21 protein-coding genes and 1 tRNA gene are annotated in these 25,941 nt (G+C 65.0%); 11 read left to right on the forward strand and 11 right to left on the reverse strand.

The window, feature by feature from the left end; translation table 11 throughout:
• Nucleotides 1-19: 19 nt before the first annotated feature.
• The 3 genes from ACZY1F_RS13595 to ACZY1F_RS13605 are packed head-to-tail and all read right to left on the reverse strand — an operon-like array spanning nucleotide 20 to nucleotide 7,636.
• Complete coding sequence (locus ACZY1F_RS13595; protein ID WP_463942190.1) at nucleotides 20-865, reverse strand: Fpg/Nei family DNA glycosylase; 846 nt, start codon at nucleotides 863-865, stop codon at nucleotides 20-22.
• Nucleotides 858-6,011, reverse strand: a complete 5,154-nt coding sequence (locus ACZY1F_RS13600; RefSeq protein WP_463942191.1) for an Lhr family helicase — start codon at nucleotides 6,009-6,011, stop codon at nucleotides 858-860. Before ACZY1F_RS13600 ends, ACZY1F_RS13595 begins: the two co-directional genes overlap by 8 nt.
• A gap of 56 nt (nucleotides 6,012-6,067) precedes the next feature.
• Nucleotides 6,068-7,636: an FAD-dependent oxidoreductase gene (locus ACZY1F_RS13605; RefSeq protein ID WP_463942193.1), complete on the reverse strand. Its 1,569-nt coding sequence runs from the start codon at nucleotides 7,634-7,636 to the stop codon at nucleotides 6,068-6,070.
• Between the two features lie 146 nt (nucleotides 7,637-7,782).
• On the opposite strand from ACZY1F_RS13605, the gene ACZY1F_RS13610 reads away from it, so the two are divergent.
• The 5 genes from ACZY1F_RS13610 to ACZY1F_RS13630 all read left to right on the forward strand — a co-directional run bounded on the left by ACZY1F_RS13610 (nucleotide 7,783) and on the right by ACZY1F_RS13630 (nucleotide 14,071).
• Nucleotides 7,783-8,826 (forward strand): LacI family DNA-binding transcriptional regulator, encoded by a 1,044-nt coding sequence (locus ACZY1F_RS13610; protein ID WP_463942194.1) that lies wholly within the window; start codon nucleotides 7,783-7,785, stop codon nucleotides 8,824-8,826.
• Nucleotides 8,823-9,797 (forward strand): ABC transporter permease, encoded by a 975-nt coding sequence (locus ACZY1F_RS13615; RefSeq protein ID WP_463942195.1) that lies wholly within the window; start codon nucleotides 8,823-8,825, stop codon nucleotides 9,795-9,797. Before ACZY1F_RS13610 ends, ACZY1F_RS13615 begins: the two co-directional genes overlap by 4 nt.
• Before the next feature lie 7 nt (nucleotides 9,798-9,804).
• The gene (locus ACZY1F_RS13620; RefSeq protein WP_463917731.1) at nucleotides 9,805-10,764 is read left to right on the forward strand and encodes a carbohydrate ABC transporter permease; all 960 of its coding nucleotides are present in this window, start codon (nucleotides 9,805-9,807) and stop codon (nucleotides 10,762-10,764) included.
• A gap of 87 nt (nucleotides 10,765-10,851) precedes the next feature.
• A complete protein-coding gene (locus tag ACZY1F_RS13625) occupies nucleotides 10,852-12,459 on the forward strand; it encodes an ABC transporter substrate-binding protein (RefSeq protein WP_463942197.1) in 1,608 nt (535 codons plus the stop codon).
• Between the two features lie 100 nt (nucleotides 12,460-12,559).
• Nucleotides 12,560-14,071 (forward strand): glycoside hydrolase family 32 protein, encoded by a 1,512-nt coding sequence (locus tag ACZY1F_RS13630; protein ID WP_463942199.1) that lies wholly within the window; start codon nucleotides 12,560-12,562, stop codon nucleotides 14,069-14,071.
• 30 nt (nucleotides 14,072-14,101) lie between these two features.
• Here ACZY1F_RS13630 and ACZY1F_RS13635 read toward each other — a convergent pair whose 3' ends face one another.
• The 5 genes from ACZY1F_RS13635 to ACZY1F_RS13655 form a co-directional block, all read right to left on the reverse strand.
• Entirely contained in the window at nucleotides 14,102-14,731 is a 630-nt protein-coding gene (locus ACZY1F_RS13635; RefSeq protein ID WP_463942200.1) for a DUF4232 domain-containing protein, read from the reverse strand.
• Between the two features lie 104 nt (nucleotides 14,732-14,835).
• Nucleotides 14,836-15,570 carry a YcnI family copper-binding membrane protein gene (locus tag ACZY1F_RS13640; protein ID WP_463942202.1) on the reverse strand — a complete coding sequence of 245 codons (735 nt, stop codon included), beginning with the start codon at nucleotides 15,568-15,570 and terminating at the stop codon, nucleotides 14,836-14,838.
• An 87-nt stretch (nucleotides 15,571-15,657) separates the two neighbouring features.
• Nucleotides 15,658-16,281, reverse strand: coding sequence for a hypothetical protein (locus tag ACZY1F_RS13645; RefSeq protein WP_463942204.1), 624 nt, complete (start codon nucleotides 16,279-16,281; stop codon nucleotides 15,658-15,660).
• A 76-nt stretch (nucleotides 16,282-16,357) separates the two neighbouring features.
• A complete protein-coding gene (locus tag ACZY1F_RS13650; RefSeq protein WP_463942205.1) occupies nucleotides 16,358-17,704 on the reverse strand; it encodes a hypothetical protein in 1,347 nt (448 codons plus the stop codon).
• A gap of 68 nt (nucleotides 17,705-17,772) precedes the next feature.
• Nucleotides 17,773-18,849: an NAD(P)H-dependent flavin oxidoreductase gene (locus ACZY1F_RS13655; protein WP_463942207.1), complete on the reverse strand. Its 1,077-nt coding sequence runs from the start codon at nucleotides 18,847-18,849 to the stop codon at nucleotides 17,773-17,775.
• 437 nt (nucleotides 18,850-19,286) lie between these two features.
• On the opposite strand from ACZY1F_RS13655, the gene ACZY1F_RS13660 reads away from it, so the two are divergent.
• Nucleotides 19,287-19,628: a hypothetical protein gene (locus ACZY1F_RS13660; RefSeq protein WP_463942209.1), complete on the forward strand. Its 342-nt coding sequence runs from the start codon at nucleotides 19,287-19,289 to the stop codon at nucleotides 19,626-19,628.
• 104 nt (nucleotides 19,629-19,732) lie between these two features.
• Nucleotides 19,733-20,512, forward strand: coding sequence for a type 1 glutamine amidotransferase domain-containing protein (locus tag ACZY1F_RS13665; protein ID WP_463942211.1), 780 nt, complete (start codon nucleotides 19,733-19,735; stop codon nucleotides 20,510-20,512).
• Nucleotides 20,513-20,605: 93 nt separating this feature from the next.
• Here the strand turns inward: ACZY1F_RS13665 and ACZY1F_RS13670 are convergent, their stop codons facing one another.
• Nucleotides 20,606-21,157 carry a hypothetical protein gene (locus ACZY1F_RS13670; protein WP_463942213.1) on the reverse strand — a complete coding sequence of 184 codons (552 nt, stop codon included), beginning with the start codon at nucleotides 21,155-21,157 and terminating at the stop codon, nucleotides 20,606-20,608.
• A 52-nt stretch (nucleotides 21,158-21,209) separates the two neighbouring features.
• Nucleotides 21,210-21,731: a hypothetical protein gene (locus tag ACZY1F_RS13675; RefSeq protein ID WP_463942215.1), complete on the reverse strand. Its 522-nt coding sequence runs from the start codon at nucleotides 21,729-21,731 to the stop codon at nucleotides 21,210-21,212.
• A gap of 84 nt (nucleotides 21,732-21,815) precedes the next feature.
• Here ACZY1F_RS13675 and ACZY1F_RS13680 point away from each other — a divergent pair, with 84 nt between their 5' ends.
• From ACZY1F_RS13680 to ACZY1F_RS13690, 3 genes are all read left to right on the forward strand, one after another.
• Complete coding sequence (locus tag ACZY1F_RS13680) at nucleotides 21,816-22,670, forward strand: hypothetical protein (RefSeq protein ID WP_463942216.1); 855 nt, start codon at nucleotides 21,816-21,818, stop codon at nucleotides 22,668-22,670.
• The gene (locus ACZY1F_RS13685) at nucleotides 22,663-22,968 is read left to right on the forward strand and encodes a hypothetical protein (protein ID WP_463942218.1); all 306 of its coding nucleotides are present in this window, start codon (nucleotides 22,663-22,665) and stop codon (nucleotides 22,966-22,968) included. Before ACZY1F_RS13680 ends, ACZY1F_RS13685 begins: the two co-directional genes overlap by 8 nt.
• Before the next feature lie 87 nt (nucleotides 22,969-23,055).
• The gene (locus tag ACZY1F_RS13690; RefSeq protein ID WP_463942219.1) at nucleotides 23,056-23,478 is read left to right on the forward strand and encodes a hypothetical protein; all 423 of its coding nucleotides are present in this window, start codon (nucleotides 23,056-23,058) and stop codon (nucleotides 23,476-23,478) included.
• A gap of 475 nt (nucleotides 23,479-23,953) precedes the next feature.
• Here ACZY1F_RS13690 and ACZY1F_RS13695 read toward each other — a convergent pair.
• Nucleotides 23,954-24,040 (reverse strand) — tRNA-Ser (locus ACZY1F_RS13695).
• Nucleotides 24,041-24,214: 174 nt separating this feature from the next.
• Here ACZY1F_RS13695 and ACZY1F_RS13700 point away from each other — a divergent pair.
• Entirely contained in the window at nucleotides 24,215-25,891 is a 1,677-nt protein-coding gene (locus ACZY1F_RS13700) for an HNH endonuclease signature motif containing protein (protein WP_463942221.1), read from the forward strand.
• The last annotated feature ends 50 nt before the right edge of the window (nucleotides 25,892-25,941 follow it).

A 25,941-nucleotide genomic window follows, 5' to 3' on the forward strand; every position in this document is an offset into this window, starting at 1 on the left:
ACCTCCCAGGACACGACCCCTACGGCAGGACCGGCTGGCACTGCGGGCAGAAGTAGACGTCCCGTTCCTCTTCGCCGTTGGGTTTGCCCAGCACGCCGCGGCGGATGGGGGTCCGGCATTTTAGGCACGGCTGGTGTTCCCGCCGGTAAACCCAGTAGCCCGGACGGCCCGCCATCCGCCCGACGGGCATGCCTCGCGGATTAAGGATGGTCACCCGGCGTCCCGGGCCAAGGTTGGCTTCGAGCAGCTGCTTGGCATCCGTCATCAGGGTCCTGAGATCGGGGACGGCTGAGACGGGACTCGCTGGGTGCACACCGGACAGGAAGCAGGCCTCGCAGCGGTAGATGTTGCCGATGCCCGCCAGGTTGCGCTGGTCCAGCAGGGCGACGCCGATGGGTACGTCAGGCGCCGCGCGGATCCGCTGCTCGGCTTCGGCCAGGTCCCAGTCCGGACCCAGCAGGTCCGGGCCCAAGTGACCCACGATGGTGTCCTCGTCCGCGGTGCGAACCACTTCCACGATGCCCAGGGAAAATCCGACGGCGTCTGCCACCGGTGTGCGCAGGACGCACCGGGCGGTGAATCCCGGCTTCCGCCAGCGTCCGCCGGGCGGATAGACCTGCCAGGTGCCTTCCATTTTCAGGTGTGAGTGGATAGTGAGTTTCCGCTCCTCCGGTCCATTCCCGTCCGGTCCCACCACGCGCATCAGGAGGTGCTTGCCGCGCGGGACCACCTCCGCCACGGTCCAGCCGGCCAGGTTAAGCGTGGCGAATCTTGGCACGCGGAAGTCCGACGCCGTGAGCGTCTGCCCCGCCAAGGCCTCGTGCAGCTGGCGGGCGGCCCGCCAGACGGAGTCACCCTCAGGCACGGATCCTCAATCCCTTGGGTGTGGAGTAGGCCCCGGCGGCGGCGAGAGCCGCTGCAACCGGTGTGTCCAGGATGCCGTGGCCGTTGACTTTCTCCATGATCAGCTTGTCCACCGCGCCCCGGGTGACCACACCCACCAACGCCGCGCCGGCGGCGGACAGCACGGCCGCGTCCTCGCTGAAGGCCAGCAGTGTTTTTCCTCCCCGTTCCACGTAGAGGACCAGGGCGCCGTCCACCATAACCACCAGTGCGCCGGCTTTCCGCCCAGGCCGGTGCCCCGTCCCGGCCTCCACGTTGAGTGCCGGCCAGGGCAGCGCCGCGCCATAGGGGTTGGCGGGATCCGTGGCTGCAAGGGCCAGTGCCATTGGCTCGGGCTTGGCCAGCTGGGTGTCCTCGGAATAGGAGCGCAGCCGGTCCACTGTTGCGGGGACGGCGAACTGTGCGGCCCCAAGGTGCTCGATGAAGTACCCGCGGCGGCAGCGTCCGGCCTCTTCCAGCCGGGCCAGGACCTTGTACATCAGGCCGAACCCGCCCAGGATCTGCTCCGCCATGACCGATCCCCGGGTCACTACGCCATACCGGTCCAGCAACAGTTCAGCCGTGGCACGGGCATGGATGGTGGCGTCGAGTTCGGGCGAGGGCAGGGCCGACCAACGCCCTGCGGCCAGCGGGGGCGTTGCCGCCGTGCCTGACAACGAGCCGTACCGTCCAGCACCCAGCGCAGGGGAGCCCAATCCAGGGGAGCCCACCCCGGGAGAGCCCAGCAGGCCGGTGCCGTGCGAACGGCCCAGCCTGCTCAGCCTGGGGGCACGGGCGCGGGGCGAGCGGGCCACTTGGCGGTGCGCCGTATGGCCGCCGGCGATGAGGGCGCGGACCGGGGCGAAGGTGTCGCCGGTGATGCGGCCCGCCCAGGCCAGATCCCACAGTGCGGACACCACTTCCTGGTCGCTGAGCACTGAGTCCATGCCCCCGGCCACGTCCTTCAGCTGGCGGAAGAAATAACCGCCGCCGTTGTTCCTCAGGTGGTCGAGCAGGCGCTGCTGCGCGTCCCCGGGTTCATATTCGACGGCGGGGTTCAGTGTCAGTTCGGCGGAATCGGCCAAGTGGAGGCTGACCCAGCCGTCGTTTCCAGGCAGTGATCCGACCCCGGACCAGAGGAGCTCGCCAGCGGCCATAAGCTCGTCGAGCATGGCGGGCTGGTAGTTGGAAACCCGGCTGGCCAGGACCAGCGGCTCCCACGCCGAAGCAGGTACCGGCACGCCGGAAAGCTGGTCGATAGCGGTGACAATACCGTCCAGCCCCCGCAGGGACGGCTGCCCGCGCCCGGCCCCGGGCGTTCGGACGTGCTGCCAGGCCGGCAGGAAACGCCCATACGCGGCGGCGTCCACCGGTTCCACTTCGGCGCGCAATGCTGCGAGCGAACGACGTCGGAGCTTCCGTAGCACTTCGGCGTCGCACCATTCGCTGGTGGTGGGGGCGGGAAGGTGTGTCCGCGTTGATTCTGCCGGCAGAGGCTGAGCCGTTTGGACTCCCTCAACCGCTGTTTCGTCCGGTTGCCCGTCACTGGCCACCTGTTCCGGTGGGATGGCGTGCGGCCGGAACTCGCCTTCCACCACCCGGCCGTCCGCGGCGAGCCGTTTCAGTGCGGTGCTGACCACGGCGACGCCAAGCCCCAAGCGGGCCGCGGCTTCCGCCGAGGTGAAAGGTCCGTGCGTGCGGGCGTACCGGGAGACGAGGTCACCCAGGGGATCGGCCACCGGTTCGATGAAGGCCAGGGGAACGCCCATGGGCAGCGGAACACCGATGGCATCACGGAGCCGGGCGGCATCCTCCACGGCGGCGTAGCGCTCGGCCCCGCCGATGTTCACTTTGATGGCCCGGTTGGCCCGCAGCAGTGCGGCCAGGTGCGTCGTGGCCAGAGGAGTGTCGGCATGCGGGGTTTCGGCGGGTTCAACCGCCGGGACCTCCGCCGCGGTTTCGGCAGGCTCAATCACCGGCGCTGCCTCAACCAGCGGGTCGGGCTCCGCCACCGGGGTTTCGACAGGCTCAACCACCGGTTCCAGGCGTGCGGCGACTTCTTCCGGGGTCAGCGGACCCAGCAACCTGAGCAGATCGGCAACGCCTTCCATGCCGCGGGCCCGGCGGTCCGGCGCGAGGCGCTGGAGTTCAAGCTCGGTGGCGTCGATGACCTTCGCGTCGAGCAATTCGCGGAGTTCAACCCGGCCCAGCAGCTCGTTCAGGAGCGTTGAATCCAGGGCCAGGGCTGCGGCCCGGCGCTCGGCCAGGGGCGAGTCCCCTTCGTACAGGAACTGGGCCACGTAGCCGAACAGCAGGGACTTGGCGAACGGCGATGGCTGCTGTGTTGTGGTCTGCACGATCCTGAGTTCGCGGCGTTCCACCGACGCCGCAATGTCCTTCAAAGCCGGAAGGTCGTACACATCCTGGAGGCATTCGCGGACAGTCTCCAGCACGATGGGAAATGTGGGGTACTTCCGCGCGACATCAAGCAGCTGCGCGGACCGCTGGCGCTGCTGCCACAGCGGCTGCCGCTTGCCGGGGGTTTGGCGGGGCAGCAGCAGGGCGCGCGCGGCACACTCCCGGAAGCGCGAGGCGAAGAGAGCACTGCCGCCCACTTCGGCGGTGACAATCTGCTCGAGCTCATCGGGATCAAACAGGAAGAGTTCGGCGCCGGGAGGCTCGTCCTCCATCATGGGGACCCGCAGTACGATGCCGTCGTCCGCCGCCATGGCCGACCCGTCCAGGCCGTACCGCTGGTGCAGGCGCTGCCCGACGGCGAGTGCCCAGGGGGCGTGCACCGGCATCCCGAACGGGCTGTGCAGGATCACCCGCCAATCGCCCAGCTCGTCATGGAAACGCTCCACCACCAGTGTTGTATCGCAGGGGACCACCTCGGTGGCGAGCTTCTGTTCACTGAGGTACTGGATCAGGTTGTTCGCGGCGAATTCATCCAGCCCGCTGGCCTTGCAGCGCTCGGTGGCAGGGCCGACGTCGGACGCGGACAGCTCACGCACAAAGGCGCCCAACGCCCGGCCCAGGTCAACGGGCCGCCCCAGCGAGTCCCCTTTCCAGAAGGGGAGTTTGCCCGGCTGGCCGAACGCGGGGGAGACCAGGACGCGGTCGTGGGTGATGTCTTCGATTTTCCAGCTGGTGGCCCCGAGCGCAAAAATGTCGCCCACCCGGGACTCGTAGACCATCTCCTCATCCAGCTCACCCACGCGGCGGCCGCCCTTCGCGGGGGACGCGGCGGGTTTGCCGTCAGCGCCCGGTGCACCGGAGCCTTCCAGCTCGGTGCCGATGATGTAGACACCGAAGAGGCCGCGGTCCGGGATGGTGCCGCCGGACGTCACGGCCAGCCGTTGGGCCCCGGGCCTGCCTTCGATGGTGCCGGCGTTCCGGTCCCAGATGATCCGGGGCCGCAGTTCGGCGAATTCATCGGACGGGTACCGGCCGGCCAGCAGGTCAAGGGTTGCCTCGTAGGCGGACCGGGGGAGGGACGCGAACGGGGCGGACCGCCGGACAGTGGCGAACCATTCCTCCACATCGATGCTGCCCAGGGCGGTGGCCGCGACGGTCTGCTGGGCCAGGATGTCCAGCGGATTGGCCGGAACAAAGAGCCGCTCGATCTTTCCTTCGAGCATCCGCTCCACGGTGATGGCCGTGTGCACCAGGTCTGCGCGGTGCTTGGGAAACAACACACCCTGTGAAATTTCGCCCACCTGGTGGCCGGCACGGCCCACGCGTTGGAGCCCGCTGGCCACCGACGGCGGTGATTCCACCTGGACCACGAGGTCCACGGCGCCCATGTCGATGCCGAGCTCCAGGGACGAAGTGGCCACGACGCAGCGCAGGCGGCCGGACTTGAGGTCGTCCTCAATGAGTGCCCGCTGGTCCTTGGACACGGAACCGTGGTGGGCGCGGGCCAGCAACGGATCGGCTCCCGCCGTGCTGCCGGCCTGCGCCATCATGTGGGCCGGCGTGGCGGTGGAAGCAGGAGTCGAGGCAGGTGTGAACGCAGGGGCGCCGGGCGGAAACCCGGAGTCTGCGGCACCTGCGTCAGCCGGGTCCCAGCCGCCGCCCACGGCGATCAGCTGCCGTTCGGCGTAGATCTCGTTAAGGCGGGCGGTGAGCCGCTCGGCAAGCCGGCGCGAGTTGGCGAAAACGATGGTGGACTGGTTGGCCAGCACCAGGTCCACGATCTTCTCCTCCACATGGGGCCAGATCGATGCTTGGGGCTGCAGGCCTGACGCGGGACCGGAGTCGAAGGCGCCCGCGGCACCCTGGAGATCTGACATGTCCTCCACAGGCACGGAGACGGTCAGGTCCCAGTTTTTCCGCGACGGCGGGGCCACGATTTCCACCGGCGCGGAACCGGCCAGGAACTGGGCCACCAGCTCGCGCGGCTCCACCGTGGCGGAGAGCCCGATCCGTTGGGCGGGCTTGGGCAGCAGCGCATCCAGCCGTTCCAGGGAGACCGCCAGATGCGCGCCACGTTTGGTTCCAGCGACGGCATGGACCTCGTCAACGATGATGGTGTCCACCTCGGTGAGGGTCTCGCGCGCCTTGGACGTGAGCATCAGGAACAGTGATTCCGGGGTGGTGATGAGGATGTCCGGTGGGTTGCTGAGCAGCGCGCGACGGTCCGCCGTCGTGGTGTCACCGGACCTGACCCCCACTGTGATCAGCGGGGCGGGAAGTCCAAGCCGCTTGGCCGTCTGGGTGATCCCGATCAGGGGCGAGCGGAGGTTGCGTTCCACGTCCACGCCGAGGGCCTTCAGCGGCGAGATGTACAGGACCCGGGTCTTGCGTTTGGGCGGGCGGGGGCGTCTTCCCTTAGCCCCCTTGGCCGGAGCAGCCTCGAGTCCAGGCAGTTCCGGATCGGGGGCCGGCGCCGAGACGAGCAGCCTGTCCAGCGCCCAGAGGAATGCCGCGAGCGTCTTACCTGACCCGGTGGGCGCCACCACCAGCGCGTGCGAGCCGGACGAGATGGCGCCCCACGCGCCGGTCTGGGCAGGGGTGGGCTCCGCAAAGGCGCCCAAGAACCACTCCCGTGTGGGCCGGCTGAAACGGCCCATGGGAGTGCCGGGAAGGGCGTCCGGCTCCGCTCCCGGCGGTTGCTGCTCCTGCATTCCTCCATCATGCCCTAACCCACCGACAGTGTTGCCGGCCCCGCTGGAAGCGTGGATCAACCCTGCTCGAGCCTGGGGAGGTCCTTGGTGGCGGGTCCTTCCAGGAGCTTGCCGTCGGCGCTAAAACGCGATCCGTGGAGCGGGCAGTCCCAGGACAGTTCACTGTCGTTCCAGTGGACAATGCCGCCCAGATGCGTGCAGACGGCGGAGAGCCTGCACGTGCGGCCGTCCACTGTGGAAACCGCGGCCGGCCGGGCGCCGTCGCGGTAGACTCTTCCGCCGTCGTCGGCCGGCAGGGGACCTCCGTTGGTTGAGCCTTCCGATACCGGGGTTTCGACAGGTTCAACTACCGGCTTGCCACCACCAGCATTCCCAACCGCCAGTTTTCCCCAGTCAGTAGCGAGCCGCGCAGCCACTCCCGCGTTGACGGCGACGGCGGTCAGCGCCCCGCCAGGCGACGTCACGCGGTGATGGATGGTGTTTGCCCAGCGAAGGCTGCCGCCGAGGATGTCTGCGGAGATGCCCAGGGCGGCGGCCACCGCGTTGGTCATGCCCCACTTGTTGTAACCGGTGCCGAAGAAGATGTGGCCCCGGCCCCGCGGCAGTTTGCCAAAGAAGGGCATGAGGTTGGTGGCCTGGTAGTCCTGGGCCGACCACGTGTGGGTGGCTGCCGCGCCCGGGAAGTGCCCGGTAGCCCAATCCAGCAGACCCGACAGATGGGACTTTTCCGATTCGGTCCGCCCCACCTGGTGCCCGTGCCCGCCCACCAGCAGGAACTGACGGCCGCCCGCTTCATAGTCCCGCAGCGAGTGGGTGGGTTCCTCGGCGGAGAGGTACATTCCGGGCGGCGCGGTGACTCCTGCCGGCAGTTCAAGGGCTGCGGCGTAGGAGCGCAGGGGCTTGAGTTTGGTGAAGTAGAGCCCGCGGTCCAGGACGGGGATTCCGGTGGCCAGAACAACGTTGCTTGCGGTCACCGTGCCCTGGTCCGTGTGGACGGTTAACGGCCCGCTCCCTGAGACATTCCGCAGCCGGGTCCCGCCCACTACGCTCCCGCCGCGGGCCCGGACGTCCCTGAGTAGGGCATCCAGGACGTCCATGGGATTGACCTGGGCCTGATCGGGCAGCAGCAGGGCGCCTTGGACGGGAAAGGTGAGGCGTGCATCGCGGACATACTCGACGTCCAGGCCGGCGGTTGTCGCGGCGCCGAGTTCCTCAAGCAGCCGCTCGGTCCCCTGGGCGGTGGTGGCGTAGGTGTAGGCGTCCCGGCGCTGATACGGCACCTGGTGTTCGTCGAGATAGCGGAGCAGCCACGACTGCCCCTCCCGGTTGGCCTCCACATAGGCCCCAACCTGTTTCTGCGCATACTGCCTGGCCAGGGCAGCCAGGACGGTCCCCTGCAGCAGACTCACTTTCGCCGTGGTGTTTCCCGTGGTCACAGCCCCGGGAAACCGGGCCTCCAGAACCAGGACCCGCTGCCCGGACCGGGCCAGCAGCAGCGCGGTGACCAGCCCCGTCAGCCCGGCCCCCGCAACCACTGTGTCGTAGCTGTTGCCGGCTTCGAACGTGTCAGTCTCGAACGTGTCAGTGCTGAATGATTGCCCGCGGTCCAACCAGAGCGACGTCATGGAAGCTAAGTGTACTTATCGTTGGTGTTGAGGCCCAGAGCCTGGGGAGACGCAGCACACTATTGACGCCCGATGTGATGCACGCTACAGTTTACGAAGTTATACGAATAACCCATCAAAGCAATTGGCCCGAGGAGGTGCCCATCATGGCTGGATCACGGCCCAAGTCAGGACCGACAATGCACGACGTCGCTGCTGCTGCCGGCGTTTCGCAGGCCACCGTTTCGCTGGTGCTGAATTCAGCCTCCGGGTCCCGGTTCTCCGAGGATACCCGTAAGCGCGTTCGGGACGCCGTGAACCGGCTCGGCTACCGCACGAACGCCCACGCCAAAGTCCTCCGCGAAGGCGTAGCCGGCATGATCGGGTTCATTGGCGATTCCGTGGCCACCACTCCTTTTGCGGGCGCCATCATCGAAGGCGCGCAGCAGCGGGCGTGGGAGGACGGACTCCTCCTGCTCTCGGTAAACACCGGTGGTGATAAGCAGCTCGAGGCCGCATCCTTGGACACCATGCTCTCCTACAAGGTTGCCGGCGTGGTCTACGCCGCCATGTATCACCGGCGGCTGGACGTTCCGGAGGCCCTGGCGGGCGTCAGGTCCGTGGTGCTGAATTCGCAGGACCGTGCCGGCCGGGTCGCGAGCGTCGCCCCGGACGAGGTCAAGGGCGGGTACGCGGCCACCAGCCGATTGCTCGAGGCAGGCCACACCAGGGTGGGGATGATCAATATCGAAACCCTGGAGAGCGGTCTTCCTGCCGCCGTCGGCCGCTATGAGGGCTATTGCGCTGCACTTGAAGAGGCGGGGCTGGACGTTGATCCGTCGCTGGTCCGCTTCGGTCAAGGCGGTGAGGAGCATGGCTACAAGTACGCGATGGAGCTTATGACCTCCAAGAACCCGCCCACCGCGATCTTCTGCGCCAACGATCGTGGCGCCTGGGGTGCCTATCAGGCAGTCTCGGACCTGCGTCTCTCCATCCCCGGGGACGTGTCGATCGTGGGATTTGATAATCAGGCGACTCTGGCGCCGTTTCTTCGCCCGGGATTGACCACTTTTGAATTGCCGTTCGTCGCCATGGGCCGGCGCGCGGTTGACCTGATCCTCCAGGACGCGGAACCCGATGGCCGGGTCGAGCTCATGGACTGCCCTTTGATCGAACGGAACTCAGTGACCCACCCTAAGGAGATGCCATGAGCCGCACCATCCCGGCCCGACGCGGGCGTCCTGTTGCGGCGCCGTTGCCGCAACAAAAAAATTCTCTTTCGCTCCGCCTGAAGAGGATTTCCCGTGCTTGGCAGTTATACGTATTACTAGCCCCCGCGATCATCTACATCCTGGTCTTCAAGTACTGGCCCATGTATGGAGTGCAGATCGCGTTCAAGAACTACAACCCGGCGGACGGTTTCACCGACAGCCCCTGGGTGGGCCTGACGCACTTCATCAGGTTCGTGAACTCGTACCAGTTCGGCCAGGTGGTTGGTAACACCTTGTGGATCGCCGTACTCGGGCTGTTGCTGGCCTTCCCTATTCCGATCATCCTGGCTTTGCTGGTCAACCAGCTCCAGAGCGAGAGGTTCAAGAAGTTCACCCAGACTGTGCTGTATTCACCCGCGTTCATCTCCACCGTGGTGGTGGTGGGCATCATGTTCGTGGTTCTTTCCCCGCGGTCGGGGCTGGTGAACAACGCCATCCAGCTGGGCGGCGGTGAGCCGATCTTCTTTATGGGTTCGGCGGAGTGGTTCCGCCCCATCTACGTGATCTCGGACGTATGGCAGAACGCCGGCTTCTCCATGATCGTGTACCTCGCGGCTCTGGCGGCCATTGACCCGGCGCTCCACGACGCGGCCAAGGTGGACGGTGCTTCCAAGCTGCAGCGCATCCGGCACATTGACCTGCCCGGCATCATGCCGGTGGTGACCATCCTGTTCATCCTGGCCATCGGCAACCTGCTCAACGTCGGCTTCGAGAAGGCCTTGCTGATGCAGACGCCCCTGAATATCTCGACCTCGGAGATCATCCAGACCTACGTCTACCACGCGGGCCTGCAGCAGGCGCAGTTCAGCTATTCGGCCGCCATCGGCCTGTTCAACTCCCTCCTCAACCTGGCGCTGCTGCTCGTCTTCAACACGATCGCGCGCCGGGCCAACCAAGCGACCCTGTGGTGATGCCGAAATGTCTCTGACAACCAACCCCCGCACTACCGAGAACCCGATCCGGCCACTCAGCCAGGTCCGGCCCAAGCAGACCCTGCGCGACAAATACGGCGACCGTGCCTTCAACATCGCCGCCACCGCTGTCCTTCTGCTCTCCATTCTGGCCGTGGTGTACCCGCTGTACTTCATTGTCATCGCCTCCATCAGCGACCCGAATGCCGTCTACGAAGGTAAGGTCTGGCTGTTCCCGTCCGGTGTGACTACCGAGGGCTACGAACGGATCTTCGCCGACAGCCGCATCTGGAACGGCCTGGGCAACACCGTCATCTACACCGTGCTCGGCACCGCCATCAGCGTCAGCACCATCCTCTGCGGCGCCTACGCCCTGTCACGCAAGGACATGCCGGGCCGGAAAATCCTCATGCTCCTGTTCGTGATCACCATGTTTTTCGACGGCGGACTCATCACCAAGTACCTGGTGGTCCGCGACCTGGGCATGCTGGACACCGTCTGGGCCGTGGTCCTGCCGGGAGCGGTGGGCGTATGGAACCTCATCATCGCCAGGTCCTTCTTCGAGCACACCATCCCCAACGAGCTACGCGAAGCCGCCCAGATGGACGGGGCAACCGACTTCAAATTCTTCTTCAAGATGGTGCTCCCACTGTCCAAGCCGCTGATCATGCTCATGATCATGGTCCACGTCGTGGCTCAGTGGAACTCGTTCTTTGACGCACTGATCTTCCTCAACGACGACTCCAAATACCCGCTGCAGCTCGTCCTGCGCAACATCCTCATCCAGTCAGACGTCTCATCCACCGGAACCACCGGGGGAGACATCGAATCCTATGCCGCCGCGCAACGGATAGCAGAGCTCACCAAGTACGCCATGATCGTCGTCTCGAGCCTGCCACTGATGATTGCCCTGCCATTCATGCAGAAGCACTTCACCAAAGGCGCCATGATCGGCGCCGTCAAATAGCTCCTCCCGCACACAGACCGCCCGGGCAACCGCCATCGGACGGCAGCGTACCCATCGCAAGAACCCACCTCAGAATAGGAACGACCCATGGCACTCAGCCGTAAATACGCCGCCCTCGGCGCCGTCCTGGCCGGAACATTGATGTTCACCGCCTGCTCCGGCGGCGGCTCAGGCACCGCGGAAATCAAAGACGCCTCCGCGGACTTCGGCTTCCAGGAAAAAGGCTTCCCGATCGTCAGCAAGCAACTTGACCTGACGTTCTCCGGCACCAAGGCAGCACTTGCTCCGGACTACAACACCATGACCGTGGTGAAGGAATGGGAAAAGGCCACCAACGTCCACATCAACTGGGAGAACCTGCCCGAAACGGTCTTCCAGGAAAAGAAGAACCTCATCCTCGCCAGTGGTGACCTGCCCGACGCTTTCTTCAACACCGGATTGACCGACGCCGAGATCGCCACCTACTCCGCCAGCGGCACGCTCATCCCGCTTGAGGGACTCATCGAGAAGAACGCGCCCAACCTCTCCAAGCTGCTCTCGGACCGGGCCGACATCAAGGCAGCCATCACTTCCTCGGACGGGCACATCTACTCCCTGCCGTCGATCGAGGAACTCGGCCTGGTCCAGTTCCCCAACGAACTTGCCATCAACACCTCCTGGCTGAAGAAGCTCAACATCCCGATGCCGAAAACCATCGATGAGTTCCACGACGCACTCCTGGCCTTCAAGACCCAGGACGCCTCCGGGACCGGAAAGACCATTCCGCTGAGCTTTATGCCGGGCTCCTGGTGCGGGGACATCGTTGACCTGATCGCCGCCCTCGGCGGAGTACCGGACAACATGGACCACCGCATCGTCCAGGACGACAAGGTCATCTTCACCCCCACCCAGGACGGTTACAAAAAGGCCATCCAGACCCTGCACCAGTGGTACCAGGAAGGCCTGATCGACCCCGAATCCTTCTCCCAGGATGACAAGGCCTACCTGGCCAAGGGCAAGGCGGCCACCGAAAACCTCGGCTCCTTTGTCTGGTGGGAAGTCCCTGAAATGGTCGGCGCTGACCGCGCCAACAACTACTCCCTGGTCCCGGTCCTTGAAGGCGTGAACGGCAAGCGGATCGCCAGCCAGTCCAACAACCAGGAGATCGCCCGCGGCGCCTTCGCCATCACCCGGACCAACAAATACCCGGCCGCAACCATGCGCTGGGCCGACAACCTCTACGACCCCATCCAGTCCGCCCAGGCCAACTGGGGGCCCATCGGTGAAACGCTGCAAAAGGATGCCAGCGGCCTCCTGACCCAGATCCCGGCCGCGGCCGGGACCAGCGAGGGCGAACGACGCCAGAAGGTCGCCCCGGGTGGCCCGAAGGCCAATACCGCCGAGAACTTCACCACCGTTGTCGCTCCCGAACCGCGCGCCGCCGCACGCCAGAAAACCGTCAACGAGAACTACAAGCCCTTCGCCGGCAACGACGGCTACCCCCCGGTGGCCCTCTCCAACGAAGAACTGCAACAGATCAGCACCATCCAGACGGACATCACCTCCCTGGTGAAGCAGAACATGGCCAAATGGATTGTCTCCGGCGGCATCGAGCAGGAATGGGACGGCTACGTCTCCCAGCTCAAGAACGTCGGCGTCGAGAAGATGATCGAGGTCTACCAGCAGGCCTACGACCGCTACAAGAAGAACTCCTAGCTCCACAACCGGGGTGGGCCGGCGCAACCGGCCCACCCCACCCTCAGGGAGCCCCGTTCAGGAGCTCCCCACGCTTGCACAGAAACGAGACCTCACTTTCATGACTGCCGCGACCGCCACCACGGCCGACACCTTCCGGCCGGCCCTGCACTACGCCGCCCGGAACACCTGGCTCAATGACCCGAACGGCCTGATTTTTCACGAAGGCGTCTACCACCTCTTTTACCAGAACAACCCACTGGATAACGTCTGGGGCAACATGTCCTGGGGACACGCCACCTCCCCGGACCTGACAACCTGGACCGAACACGCCGTGGCCATCTCCTGTGATGAGGAAGAAGACATCTTCTCCGGCAGCATCGTCTTCGACCGGGACAACACCAGCGGATTCGGGACCGACTCGGCCCCACCCCTGGTGGCCGTCTACACCAGCGCCTTCAAATCCGGGTCCGCACACGCCGGGCTTCAGGCCCAGTCCCTCGCCTACAGCCGCGACGGCGGCTACACCTGGACCAAGCACACGGCCAACCCTGTCCTGAACCGCGGATCCGCCGAGTTCCGCGACCCGAAGGTCATCAGGTACGACGGCGCCGCCGGCAGCTACTGGGTCATGGTCGCCGTGGAAGCGACGGACTTCCAGGTGGTGCTCTACAAGTCCGAGGACCTGAAGAGCTGGGAGCTGCTGAGCACGTTCGGTCCGGCCAACGCCACCGGTGGCGTGTGGGAATGCCCGGACCTCTTCCCGCTCCCCGTCGACGGCGACCCGCAGAACCTTCAGTGGGTCCTCACCGTGAACCTCAACCCGGGTGGGCCCAACAACGGCTCTGCCGGACAGTACTTCGTAGGGGACTTCGACGGGACCACGTTCATCTCGGCCAGCATCGTGACCGAAGGCCTCCAGGACCCGGACCGGCTGGGCGAGTACCAGTGGCTGGACTGGGGCCGGGACTACTACGCCGCAGTCTCCTTCAGCGATGCTCCCGACAACCGCCGCCTCATGATCGCCTGGATGAACAACTGGGAATACGCGAACCAGATCCCCACGTCGCCCTGGCGGAGCCCCATGACGCTGGCCCGCGAAGTATCCCTCCGCACTGTTGACGGAAAAGTGCGACTGGTTCAGGAGGCCGCCGGAGACTTCGCCTCAATGTCCGACCCGGCCCGAACCTTCACCCTCAACACAACGGAAATCGCCGACGGTACCCACATCCTGGACGGTGCAGCGGGGAGCGCCCAACGCATCGACATCACGTTGACGCCTGGAAGCGCCACCGAATTCGGGCTTGTGGTCCGCGGTGACGGCGACCAGGGAACCCGCATCGGCATCAGGCCCGTTGAAGGCACCCTCGTTGTTGACCGGCGCGGTTCCGGGCAGACAGGTTTCCACGAAACTTTCGCCTCCATCGACGCCGCCCCAATCCGGGCTATCGACGGCGACTACCAGCTCACCATCTTTGTAGACCGCTGCTCCGTTGAGGTCTTCGCCCAGGACGGCCAGGTCACCATGACCGAATTGATCTTCCCGGCAGCCGCCAGTACCAACCTCGCGCTCTATGCCATCGGTGGCACAGCCACTGTCCACAGCCTGAACGTCACCCAGTTCGTCGACTGACTGGCAGCGGACCGAATCCATCCCACATTTTCAGGCGGGCTGGAAGGCTCCGATGCTCAGGAGGGTGATGTTGGCGTTGCTGCACGCACTGGTGGGCTGCGGCAGGAACAAGGATGCGGTGTCTTCCGGCGGGTAGATGCGGTAACCGGCCGCGTCCGTCAGGTTGCAGTCGCTGTAGTTCGCGGCTTGGGTGTAGCGGAGAACGGCGGATCCGGTCTGGCCCGGCGCCAGCAAGACGTCCGCTACGGGGGTGGTTTCGTCGCGCGTCGCGGCCGCACCAATCGGTGCACTGTCGGCGTTGGCGGCCAGCGAGACCCCCGGGAAGCCTTTGAGCAGGCAGGGCGCCGTGCCCGTGTTCGTGAGGTTCAGTTTCATGTAGACGCTGCCGGCGGCGCCCCCGCCGGACGCGTCGGTAGCCGCCGACAGTGTGGCCGCCTTGCAGAGCGCGGGACCGGCCGGAGTGGTGGCGGACGACGACGGCGAGGGGGACGAGTCCGGAGACGCCGGCGTGGTGGACGGGCTGGCGGAGTTGCTGCCGGGCGTCGTTGTCCCCTGCGTCTGCGTCTGCGGCTGGCTGGGTCCGCAGGCGGTGAGCATCAGCGCCGCTGCCGCGACCGCCGTCGTAATAACAAACCCTTGTGAAATGCGCTGAGACGTCATGGCTCCACCTTTGTTGCTGCTGTGACGGGAGTCAACGATGCCACGGGCAGACGGGACGATTTGATGCCCGGATCGTGATCATCCGGGCATCAAATCCCGGGATGTTACGTGGCGGATTCCTGCCGGCGCTTTGAGCTGCTGCGCGCGAAAGCCGCCCCACCAAGGGCGAGTCCGCCGAGACCGGCAGCAAGCCCCGCCCAGCTGCGGGCGTCCGCACCGCTGTCGGTCACTGCAGATGCCTGCTCGGTGGTGTGCCCCGTCGAAGCAGCGGCCCCGTGGCCGTCCGCGCTGGCCGCCTCGGTGATGGTGATGGACGGTGCCGGCGCCTTCAGGGAATGCGGGTCCTGGCCGTCCTTGGCGATCTCCGACCAGTCAGTCTGCCCGGTTTCGCACGACTGCAGCGTGGGGAAGTAGAGCGTGGAGCCGGCCGCGTCGGGCAGCTTGACCGACAGCACCAGGGCATCGCGCAGCTCGTGCTCCAGCGGAGCCTTGGCCGTGTACACAATCTGGCTGGTCCGCTTGGTGATGGACGTGCCGTCGGCCAGTTTCTTCGGCACGGCAAGCTGTTCGGTCACCTTTTCCACGGTCCAGTTGGGGTTAACCGTGGGCTGGGCGTCGTTGAGTTCGGCCGGCAGGGTGATGGCCACTTTGGTGGTGCCGGACTCGTCGCAGCCGTGCGGGATGCCGAACGTGAGCAGGGCATAGGAATTGGCGTCGGTTTTGTTCGGGGTGACGCCGACGTGGGCCGACGCGCCAGCTGCTCCGGTCAGGATCAGGACGGCTGCGCCGCCCGTGGCTGCTGCGGCGGTGAGGGTACGGCGAAGGAATGAGGTGGTCATGGGGTTGCCTTTCGAACGCACGCCGGTTGGGGGCGTGCGGGAGTACGGGGTGGGCCCGCGGCCTGCGAAATTGCGGTGCGGGCGGAGTCAGGAAAGTACGACGGCGGAAGGCGGGCCGCGTCGGCTGTGTTGCCTGAGGTTTCGCCAGGGGCGGAGGGGGAGAACCGCCGGTGGGCCGGGAACCGCCCGCGGCGTGCCGGCGTCGGGCGTTACTGCTTCGGGGAGCCGGACAAGCGGCCTCAGCCACGCGGCCAGTGCCCACAGCGCGGCTTCGCCCTTGGCAAGCAGGAGGGCGCAGGCGCCGGTGGCGAGTGCGTGGGTCAGGAGCATCAGGATGCCCGCTGATCCGGAATCGTGGACGTGTCCGGCGGTCGTGATGACGGGTGCAGCGGCGCCCGCGAGGTGGGCGCTATGGAGCCCTGAGGCAGCACCGCTCCCAGCCGTGCCCGATGAACTGAAGGCCGTGAAGGCTTCGTGCAGGATGAACTGTCCTGCCCCGAGAACGCTGAGCATGGCTGGAAAATTGAGCCGCAGCCTCGTGGCGGTGGTGGCCGCCAGCACTGTCATGGCGAGCACGGCCAGCAGGATGCCTGGGGCGGGAAGGTCGCCACCGCCGGCCACGTGGGCGCCGGCGGCAAGAGTCAGGACTCCCGTGGAGAGGGACGCGGTGCGAAGGAAATGGAAGGGTGGCCGGGCGTGGTTGGTGCGCACGGATCCTCCTTATTTCGGTCGCCGATGACGGTGTTCAGTCGCCTTGTTACGGTGCCTCTTCAGCAACGTTCAGATTCTACCGGCCTTTGGGCGGGCCACCGGTGTGTGACGGGCCGTGCAGCGGGATCACGTTGGACGGGAACTCTGCGGCGTCGGATGGCTCGTCTGCCAGGTTGAAGAAACCCATTGCCATCTCGAGACACTGGATGGCCACCGGGGGAACGCGGTAGGAAGTCGCGGCCTCCACCAGTCCCATCTCGGCGAGCAGGGTCAGCTTCTGCTGCGCCTGCAGGGCCGCGAACGACGCATAGATCTCCTCAAGTGCTGTGTCCTTGAGCTCGGTGTCCTCGAGGTCCATGTCCTGGTGCAAGGCGCCCTCAAGGTCCGGCGACGCCATCCGTTCGAGTTCGGCCACGAGCATCGGTTCATCGGTGGTGCCATAGGTGAGGACGGCCAGCAGTGTCCCGGCAACAGCTTCCTGGTCCCACTCCTCGTCCTCGTCGGTGATCACACCGACCAGAAGGACCACCGAAAGCATCCGGCGGATGTCCAGCCGTTCTTCGATCCTAGTGCTGTTCCAGGCGGCCACTTCCGGGCCGGGAATGGCTTTGGTGGATCTCAGCGTGATCAGGTTTGCCCCTACCAAGGCTGACCAGATATCTCGAAGCACCGGTACGTCGTGCATGGTGCCGACTTCCAGCAGCGTTCCGGGCTGGCTCTTGGCAGTTTCCAGATCGAAAAGTGGCGCGGCCCCACTCGCGCCGCGCTTTCCACGGGCCTGGACTCCTACGGCTGCGGCTGCCGGCTCGATGTCCTTCAGACGCAGGGCACCCGTGCTGGTGATTTCACGGCCGGTTCCGATCCACTCCAGGAGCGACGATGCACGCTGGATCAGCGGCATGGCATTGAACGCAGCCTCCTGGTGGTCGTCACTGAGGTCAGGTACCTGGATAGCCGGCAGTTGCGGGACTGCCGCGGCGATGCCGTTTCCCAACGCTGAATGGAGTTCCTCGTACGCGGCGTCCGTGCCGGTCCAGCGGCCGGTTCCGTTCAGGAAATGGATGTACGAGTGAAGGGCGAAGTAGATGTCGTCGAAGGCCTCATCCATGTCGTCGGGGTCCAACGACGCCGCAATTGCTCCGGCCGCCTGCTCCAGGCTTTCACTGTCGATTGCTGTGGCCGAGCTCGAACCGTTGATGGCGTGCTGCGACGTGAGGAAGAGTTTGACCAGCTCAAGGCACTCGTAGGCATCGGCAGGATCAGGGTCTTCCGTCGCATGCCATTGAATGAAGTCAAGAGCCATCGAATCAATCACCCGATGGTTCAGGACCAGCTGCAGGGGCATCTTAGGGGCCGAAGGTACGGCCTTGAGGTGCCGCCGGTCCTTGTTGCTGCGCTTGGATTTGCCGGTCTTTTTGGTCAAGGATTGCCTCCGGTGTCAACGGGCGCTCGCCAGGTTCGAGGCCTGGGATAACCGCGGATGTATCGAGCTTACAAAACCGGGCTGCCGGCGAGCAGTTCGGCGAGGACGTCCGCGGCCGAGTCATGCCGGATCAGCGGTGTGGCCTGCCCCGCCCAAAGGGACATAAGTTCGGTGTTTCCCTGGGCAGCTGCCTCCGGCCGGAAGCGGCCGGTGAGCCAGTTCTGGGCGGGGAACGGGGCTATTCTTCGCGCTGACAGTTCCGCGATGATTCGGTTGGGGATGCCGCGGGCAAGCCGTCCGCTGAAGGCCCTTGTCAGCACTGTTTCCCCCGCGGCGGGGCTGTGGAGGACGGCCCGGTATGCCGGAACGGCCGCAGATTCGCGGGTGGCCAGGAACGCCGAGCCCACCTGGACCGCGTCGGCGCCGAGGGCCCGTGCGGCGGCGTATCCGCGACGGTCCGCAACGCCCCCGGCGGCGATCACCGGAATGCGGACGGCGTCAACCACCTGCGGAACCAGTGCAAAAGTTCCTATCAGGGACTCCTCCGCGGGCTTCAGGAACGAGACGCGGTGGCCGCCGGCTTCCATGCCGCTGGCAACCACGGCATCCACGCCGCCGGCTTCCAGGGCGATGGCTTCCGCGACGGTGGTGGCGGTGCCCACCACCACCATTCCACTCCGGTGCGCCGCGTCAACCAGGTCAGGTGCGGGCACTCCGAACACAAAGCTGACGACGGCGGGACCCGCCGCCAGGGTTGCCTCCACCTGCTCTTCGTAGTCGGCCAGGTAGCGGTCCGGCATGGGCGGAAGTGGAAGGCCCAGTTCATCGAAGTAGGGTTTCAGGGTGTCGAGGTACTCGTCGAAAACCGCCTGGGGGAGTGACGTGGTTTCGTCACCGGTGGGAATCCAGAGGTTGAGGGCGAACGGCTTCGCCGTTGCCTTCCTCAGCTCAGCCGCAGTGTTCCGGATGGCGTCGGCGCCGTAACCGTAGAGGCCGTAGGAACCCAGCCCGCCGCCGTCGCTTACGGCTGCTGTCAGCTCCACGGACGAGACGCCGCCGAACGGGCCCAGCACCACGGGAACGTCCGTGCCGAACAGTTCGGTGACGCGGTTTGGCTGGGCGGAGGTGCGGTGCTCGGGCGTCATGCGGCGGCTCCTGAAAGGTCGGTTTTGGCTTCAGAACCTAGTCTCGCAGGGCTGGCGTCCGCTGCCCAACCTGTGGCCGGGGAGTCAGTCTGTTTCCGGGCCTGAGCAGTAGTGGCAGTCGTCGGGGCAGGGATCGGCCACGGCTGGTTCCAAGGGAGTTCCAGGCCTTCGCAGACCTGGTCGTTGACCTGGAAGAGCCTGCGGTCGCCGAATAGCGCGATTCGTCGTCGAAGTCACGGTTCTTCCTTAATGATCGGGTGCCGGTCAGGTGTGCCGGTCCAATTCATCCAACCCGAAGGAGCCTGCTCTACTCAATGGAGGATGTGACCACGCTTGCCGCACCTGTTTGTGCAGGCATCCAGTAGGGCCATGTACCACGACATTGGGGTGGGGCTAGACTGCTGGCGTAACTCGCCAACCACCTCAGGGAGCACATGATGAACTACTCAGGAACTGGCAACGAAAAAGCCACGCCGGCCAGCGAACTCAACAGGACCCATGTGGGTCAGACGGTCAGTTTTGAGCCGGACGAATTCACGCTGGTATTTGGAAAAATCGCAGCCATTGCGCGCAAGGAAGGCGGCGTCACCATTGCCCTGCAGGGTGTCGAAGGAAGTGGCGGTCTGCAGTCCAGCTACAGCCTCCCGAGCACTCAGCACGTCTACCTACAGCCGGACATGCTTACCAATACCGAGTCCACCATCAAGGACCTCTTCGGCAAGGTCCAGGAAAACCTGCGCGGCGGGCACAAGGGCGATGACCGGACGGACAAGCTCTGACGGAGGAGCTGTCCCTCGGGTACAGGAAGGCCCTTGCCTTCTAAGTCGGGGAGGGCCCGAATTGGGCTGGGCGTAGGGTGGAAGCTAGACGGAAGGAGCACTTCATGAAGAAAATCCTCATGGTACTGACCAGCATTTCCGAGATCGGCGATACCGGAGAGAAGACCGGTTACAACGTGGCCGAGGCCGCACATCCCTGGAAAGTCTTCAAGGATTCCGGGCATTTCGTCGACTTTGCCTCCATCCAGGGCGGCCAGCCCCCGCGCGACGAGGTGGACTCAAAAGATCCCATCCAGGTGGCCTTCACGGAGGACGAGACAACGCGTGCCGGTCTCTACAACACTGCCCGCGTCGACGTCGTTGATCCCGACCAGTACGACGCTGTCTTCCTCGTGGGAGGCCATGGCACCATGTGGGACTTCCCGGACAGCGAAGGCCTGCAGAACCTTGTAGCCAGCGTCTACAACGCCGGCGGCGTGGTGGGCGCAGTCTGTCACGGGCCGGCAGGGCTGCTGAACGTCGAGTTGGCCAACGGCTTTCGCCTGGTCGAGGGCAGGAAGGTGGCCGCCTTCACCAACGACGAGGAGGTTGCCGCAGGAAAGGACAAAGTCATCCCGTTCTTTCTGGCAGACCGGCTTGAGGAACAGGGAGCCACCCATGTCTCCGCTGGTGTCTTTGAGGAAATGGTGGTGGTCGACGAGCGGCTGGTGACTGGCCAGAACCCGGCCTCAGCCGCCGGCGTGGCCAAGGAGATGGAGAAGCTCCTGGCAGAGGTCATCCACCAGGAAAAAGCAGAGGAGCAGCACGACGCGGAGGCGCTGCGCGCCGAGAAGGATGCCGAGAAGAGCGCCAAGAAAGCTGCTGCGGCAGGCACCGAGCACTAACGTTCCGCAGCGCACTGGGACTTCCCAAAGGCCCTATCTTCCTTTTTACAAGGAAGGTAGGGCCTTTCCCGTTGGCGGCGGTGCACCGCTGCGCTAGATGTCCTTTGTGGTGACTTCGGGGCGCACAGGCCAACGGCCCGTGACCTCGCGGAAATCAATGGCCCCCAACAACGGCGTCATGTCGTAAGCACTCATGTTCAGGCTGAGCTTGACGCCGTGAATGGACCTCACCGTCAGGAACTGCTGGCCTTTCAACGTCCCCACGTTGTAGTGCGCGATGTCGCTGTAGGCAAGCAGGTGTTCCTTACCGAGTACGCTACGGAAGGCCACCTCATATGTACGCGGAGCCACGTAGAAGTTGCGGTACATCGCGACGAATGCCATCCCGCCCAGGAGAATCGCCACCGAAGCAATACGGAACGCGATGGGATCGCGAGCATCGTCAGAGCTGAAGGCCACCAGACCCATGAGGAGCCCCACACACACGCAGATCCAGCCGAGGATCAACAGCACATTGGGCATACGGACCTGTTCGGGATACTCCTTGGACCGGTTGGGGTGCTTCCGTGCCCACCAGGCAACCGCGGCAATGGACATGGTCGTGAATACCGTGATGGCGATGTTTAGGATCTGCGCTGTCGACATTTTTGGTTTGCTTTCGTGTAGGACTCGGAAGGCGTAACCGTAGAAGTGCGAGTCACCACCACCGGTATTTACCTGGGATCAGACCGGCGAGCGATGCCAGGCCGACGACGCAGAAAATAACTCCCACGAAACCGGCGATCCCGTCACTTATCGGTCCGGTGGCGAGAAAGGCGCCGAGGCCGAGGCCGGCTACTCCGCGGCCGAGACGCCACGCGCGGTCCGCCTTCGGATTCGACTCGTATCTCGAGACCCCGTACTTCCGCCGCTCTCCTCCACGGTTTCCGGGCGGGTTCGGATCAATCTGAGTGGGTCCCGCGACGACCTGGCCGAATTCGTTCACCCACCTGCCGGTCCCTACTTCCGGGCAGTTGGCGTGCACGCTCTCATCTATGGCAGCGAAGTCCGCCGGGAATCCCCGGTACATTACCTTCGAAAGGCTCACGCCGAAGTCCACGCGACCATCCGCCCAGTAGGCGTCGTGGCGGACCAGGCGCACCGGGCGGTGCAGCCACGTTGAGGGTCGGATAAAAGCCGTCGCGCGAACGGCGACGGGCTGATCTGCGGTTTCGGGCATGGAGAGATAGTTGCACATTCAGGGGGACCGCGTCCGCGTCGAGGCGATCTTGGCTGCGGCTGGCCCTGCCCTACCCTTGTATCCATGGGGGTATTTGCTGTGCTGAAGAAAATTGACCAGTGGGACGTGCGGGTCCTCTACGCCGGGATGATCGCCCTGATGCTGGCGGCGTTCGTGTGGTTCGCTGGCGACCGTCTCCTTGAGGCGTCAGTGTTTCTGGCGGTAGGGGTGGTCTACGCATTTCTCGTGGTTCGCGTCGTCTCACAATCATTCCGGGCGTTCACGGTGATGCTCTGGACTTTCCAGCTGAATTACTGGACGTTGATCTCGCTCGACGTCGAGGGTGCCCTGGGCATACCAGCGGCGGGGCCCTGGTTCATAGGGTTCCTGGTCGGCGGAATCGCCGGCGGATACGTCTGGTTGGGACCGGGTGCCGGGTCAGCGCGCACGCAAACCCGCCCTCGCCGGCCTGACGCCGCAGGCAAGTTCTCCGGCGGGTGGCGCCTCGCACTAGTCAACGGTGTGTGTGCGCTTGTCCTGCTCGGAATCGGTACAGTCCAGCTCGTCCTCCTGTCACCGACGGTGCCTGCTGCTGCCGTTCTCGCCGTCGCTGTCATCGCGGGCTGGACCCTCTTCCGCTTCCCACCGCCGCTGCAGGTCAGGAACGGCCTCCTCATCATTGGCCTACCCGTTGTGTGGTTTACCTTGGCGTTCGTGAGCGGCGCCACGGACCAGATGGCCCTCCCGCATGCGTGGGCTTACGGTGCCCTCGCCGGCATTTTGATAGGCGGACGGTACTGGGCCGGTCCCCGTTTCGGCGAGCCGCGGCCGCCGTTCAACGGTCCAAGCCGGCGTTGGCGGCGCAAACGTAGGCCCCGGGCGAAGCAAAAGGCGGCCCAAGGACTTGAAAAACCGACCATAGGAGCGGCTCGTGAGTAGCGATCGAAGGACCCTTGAACCTGTCCGGGAGGAAATCCTGTCCGCGGTTGCTGAGGTCCGCGCCGTGGCCCGCGCAGAACACGACGAATCGCGGAAAATGACTGCTGACTGGCTGGACGGGCTGTTCGTCAATGTCACGGATGCCCGAGGCCTCCGCGAGGCAGCCACTAGTGCACTCGCGTTGTACGGCGGGGCGGGATCCTTCTCCGACGTCGGGACCGCCGAGTCGCATCACGCCATCACTAATCTGGCTGTCGCGCTGCGTCGTGGGCGGTCCTGGATCCTGCGCAACCCGTAGCGTTCCGCGTCGAGCCGGCAATAATCCCGAATCCTCCGCAATGAGTATCAAACTGTGAGCAACCATCCAGCAGGGAGCGATAGCAGCATGACCGAACAGAGTGAGGTGGTGCCGGCAGGGTTCACGGAGGAGGATCTCCGACTGGGTAGAAGGGCGTGCAGGTACTTAGATATTCTCTGCATATCTGCATTGGTAACCTGTGCCGGGAGCGCGATCTTCGTGTTCCTGAATGTCCCGTGGAACACTTTCCACCCTGATCCCGGCAAGTATGGCGGGTACTACCCGATGCAGATCACATTGGCACTCCCCTTGATAGGCATACTGTTCCTGGGACCGAGGGGGCGGAGAAGACGGAAACCCGATGACCATCACATGAGGAAGGGGTCGCGGGTCGCGCTATACATCTTGGGCACGTCGATGGTCCTGCTGCTCGTCTGGGCGCAGTGGGTAATAGCGGGTCAGATCCTAGACGACGGGTTCACGGCGCCGTACAGATGGGAAAAGAGGTGAGTACACCCACCGCACACCTCGCCACCCTCACCAATCACGAGCCTCTGACCGCACATCGCCGGCCAGCCGGAGCTGAAGTGCCTTCGCCCCGGCCAGCGCTGAAGGCTAGGACCTTCAAGCACGGCCTAGGGCAAATCTACGTCGCTAGTTATCCACACTTGATACCCACCCGTTGTGCCTTTGCGTAACAGCATCGCAGCGCCTGATGCCAAGCCGGTGGGTTTCCGTCGAGCATGTACGCTCAACCAGCAACTCGGAAACGACAGGTAAGAAAGTTGCTCTGGTTCAAGGATTCACTGACAGGCGATGATGAAGCTATGCGCACACAGGCCCTGGGACTGAAACGCAAAGTTGTGGCTGGGCGAGGTATCCGTAGGCAGGTTTTGCCAAAATCCATTGCCAACGAGTACGTTCCAGACAAGCGAAAGGCTCCACTTCCCTTTGTTTGGTAGGGAAGTGGAGCCTTTCTCATTCGCGGTGACGGTGGGATTTGAACCCACGTTGGCTTTGACACCAAACAACATTTCGAGTGTTGCACCTTCGGCCGCTCGGACACGTCACCAACCTGAATAGGTTACCGGAGCATACCGCCCATCCACAAAACGGCGCATCCGGCCCCCTCCTGGTGCGGTTCTTTTCCCAAATTCCTGCCATGAAGGCCAACGAGGCCGCAGGGTTATCCACATAGCCGTTCAGCCTCGCCGTTATTGTCAGACCCTCACGGGATGATTTGAGTATGGATAGCAGAGCGGCTGTGGCGACGGCGGAGGCCCTTTCGGCGTCTTTCGCTGAGCTTGCTGCGCGGCTTCGTGGCGGGTCGGGCTGCAATGGTTCGGGTGCTGATCCGCTGCGGCGGGTGGCGGATGATTTCCTGGACGGGCTGGCTGCGATCTCACGGTTGGACGCGAAAAGTGCCGCCCTGAAGGTCTGGCTGGCTGCCGGTTACAGCGCTGCTGCCGAGGCTCTGGCGGGCCCTGCGGAGTCGCCGCAGGACCATAGGGGTCAGGAGATGGCCGTGGTCGCCGAGGTTGCCTGTGCCATGACGGTCAGTGAACGCTCCGCGGGCGCGCTGCTCGGCGAATCGCACGTCCTGACGACGGCTCTGCCGCTGACGTTGTCCGCGTTGCAGGTCGGGACGATTTCGTGGCAGCACGCGAGGATCATGGTCGACGAAGCCATGAACCTGGACCCCGCCGGGGCGCAGGCGCTGGAGGCGCATTTCCTGGACCCCGAGGTCGTGAATCCGGCACGTGGCCCGGCGGGTGAGCTCATCCCCGGGAGGTTCCGGCGCAAGGCCCGGACCTGGCGGGAACGCCACCATCCGGTCAGCATCGAAAAACGCCACGCACGCGGTGTCCAGGATCGGCGGGTGGAGTACGCCCCGGACCGCGACGGCATGGCCTGGCTTTCCGCGTACCTCCCCGCCGATCAGGCGGCGGGGATCTGGGACCGCACCACCACCGCCGCCCGAGCCCTCCAAGGACCGGGCGAGGACCGGAACCTCAGCCAGCTCCGCGCCGACACCGTTGCCACCTGGCTCCTGGGCAATACCGGGGACCCCGCTGGGGAAATAGGCAACGGTATTCCCTCGCCACGGGCCCAAGTCCTCGTGACCGTGCCGGTGTTCGCACTGCTGGGCCTGACCGATGAACCCGCCATGCTCGACGGCTACGGCCCGATCCCGCCCTCCATGGCCCGCCGTCTCGTCGCCGACGGCGCCGAATCGTTCCACCGCGTCCTGATCGACCCCCGCGACGGTGCACCACTGGAGATCGGGCGGACCAGCTACCGGCTAACCAAAGCCCAACGCCAATGGCTCCGGCTGCGGGACGGGAAATGCCCGTTTCCGGGCTGCAGCAACCACTCCCTGGACAACGAAGCAGACCACCTCCTCGCCTGGGCCCACGGCGGCACTACCGGAATCAGCAACCTCGGCCAGCCCTGCCACAAACACCACAGACTCAGACACACCACCGGTTGGAAGCCCACCACCGCCACCAAGAATGAACCACCCGGCTGGATATCACCCACCGGACGCCGCTACACCAGCGAACACCCCGACTGGGAACCACCCACCTGGCCACAACAACAGCCGGGCCAATGGTCAGAGCTGGCAGATCCGGGAGTGGCCGAAGCCGAAACGCAGGACGGACCCGTGGAGAGCGATCCCTTTCCCGACGTTGGCAGTACCGAATTTCAACTGCACGACAAGGAACTGCCCGACAAGGAACTGCCCGACAACGAACCGCTCGACAATGAGCTGCCCGACAAGGAACCGCTCGACAGTGAGCTGCCCGACAAGGAACCGCCCGACCATGCCCCGTTCTCGGACGACACGCTGCCGGACGGACCCATGCCCGAAGCCCCCTTGCCGAGCTGGGCCTCCTCCCTCACTGGCTGCAGCACTGTCTGACCGCCAACCCCAGAGAGCGCAGTGTTAGTGCCGTGGCAGGGCTATAGCGC

It is taken from the genome of Pseudarthrobacter xylosi (assembly GCF_055412765.1).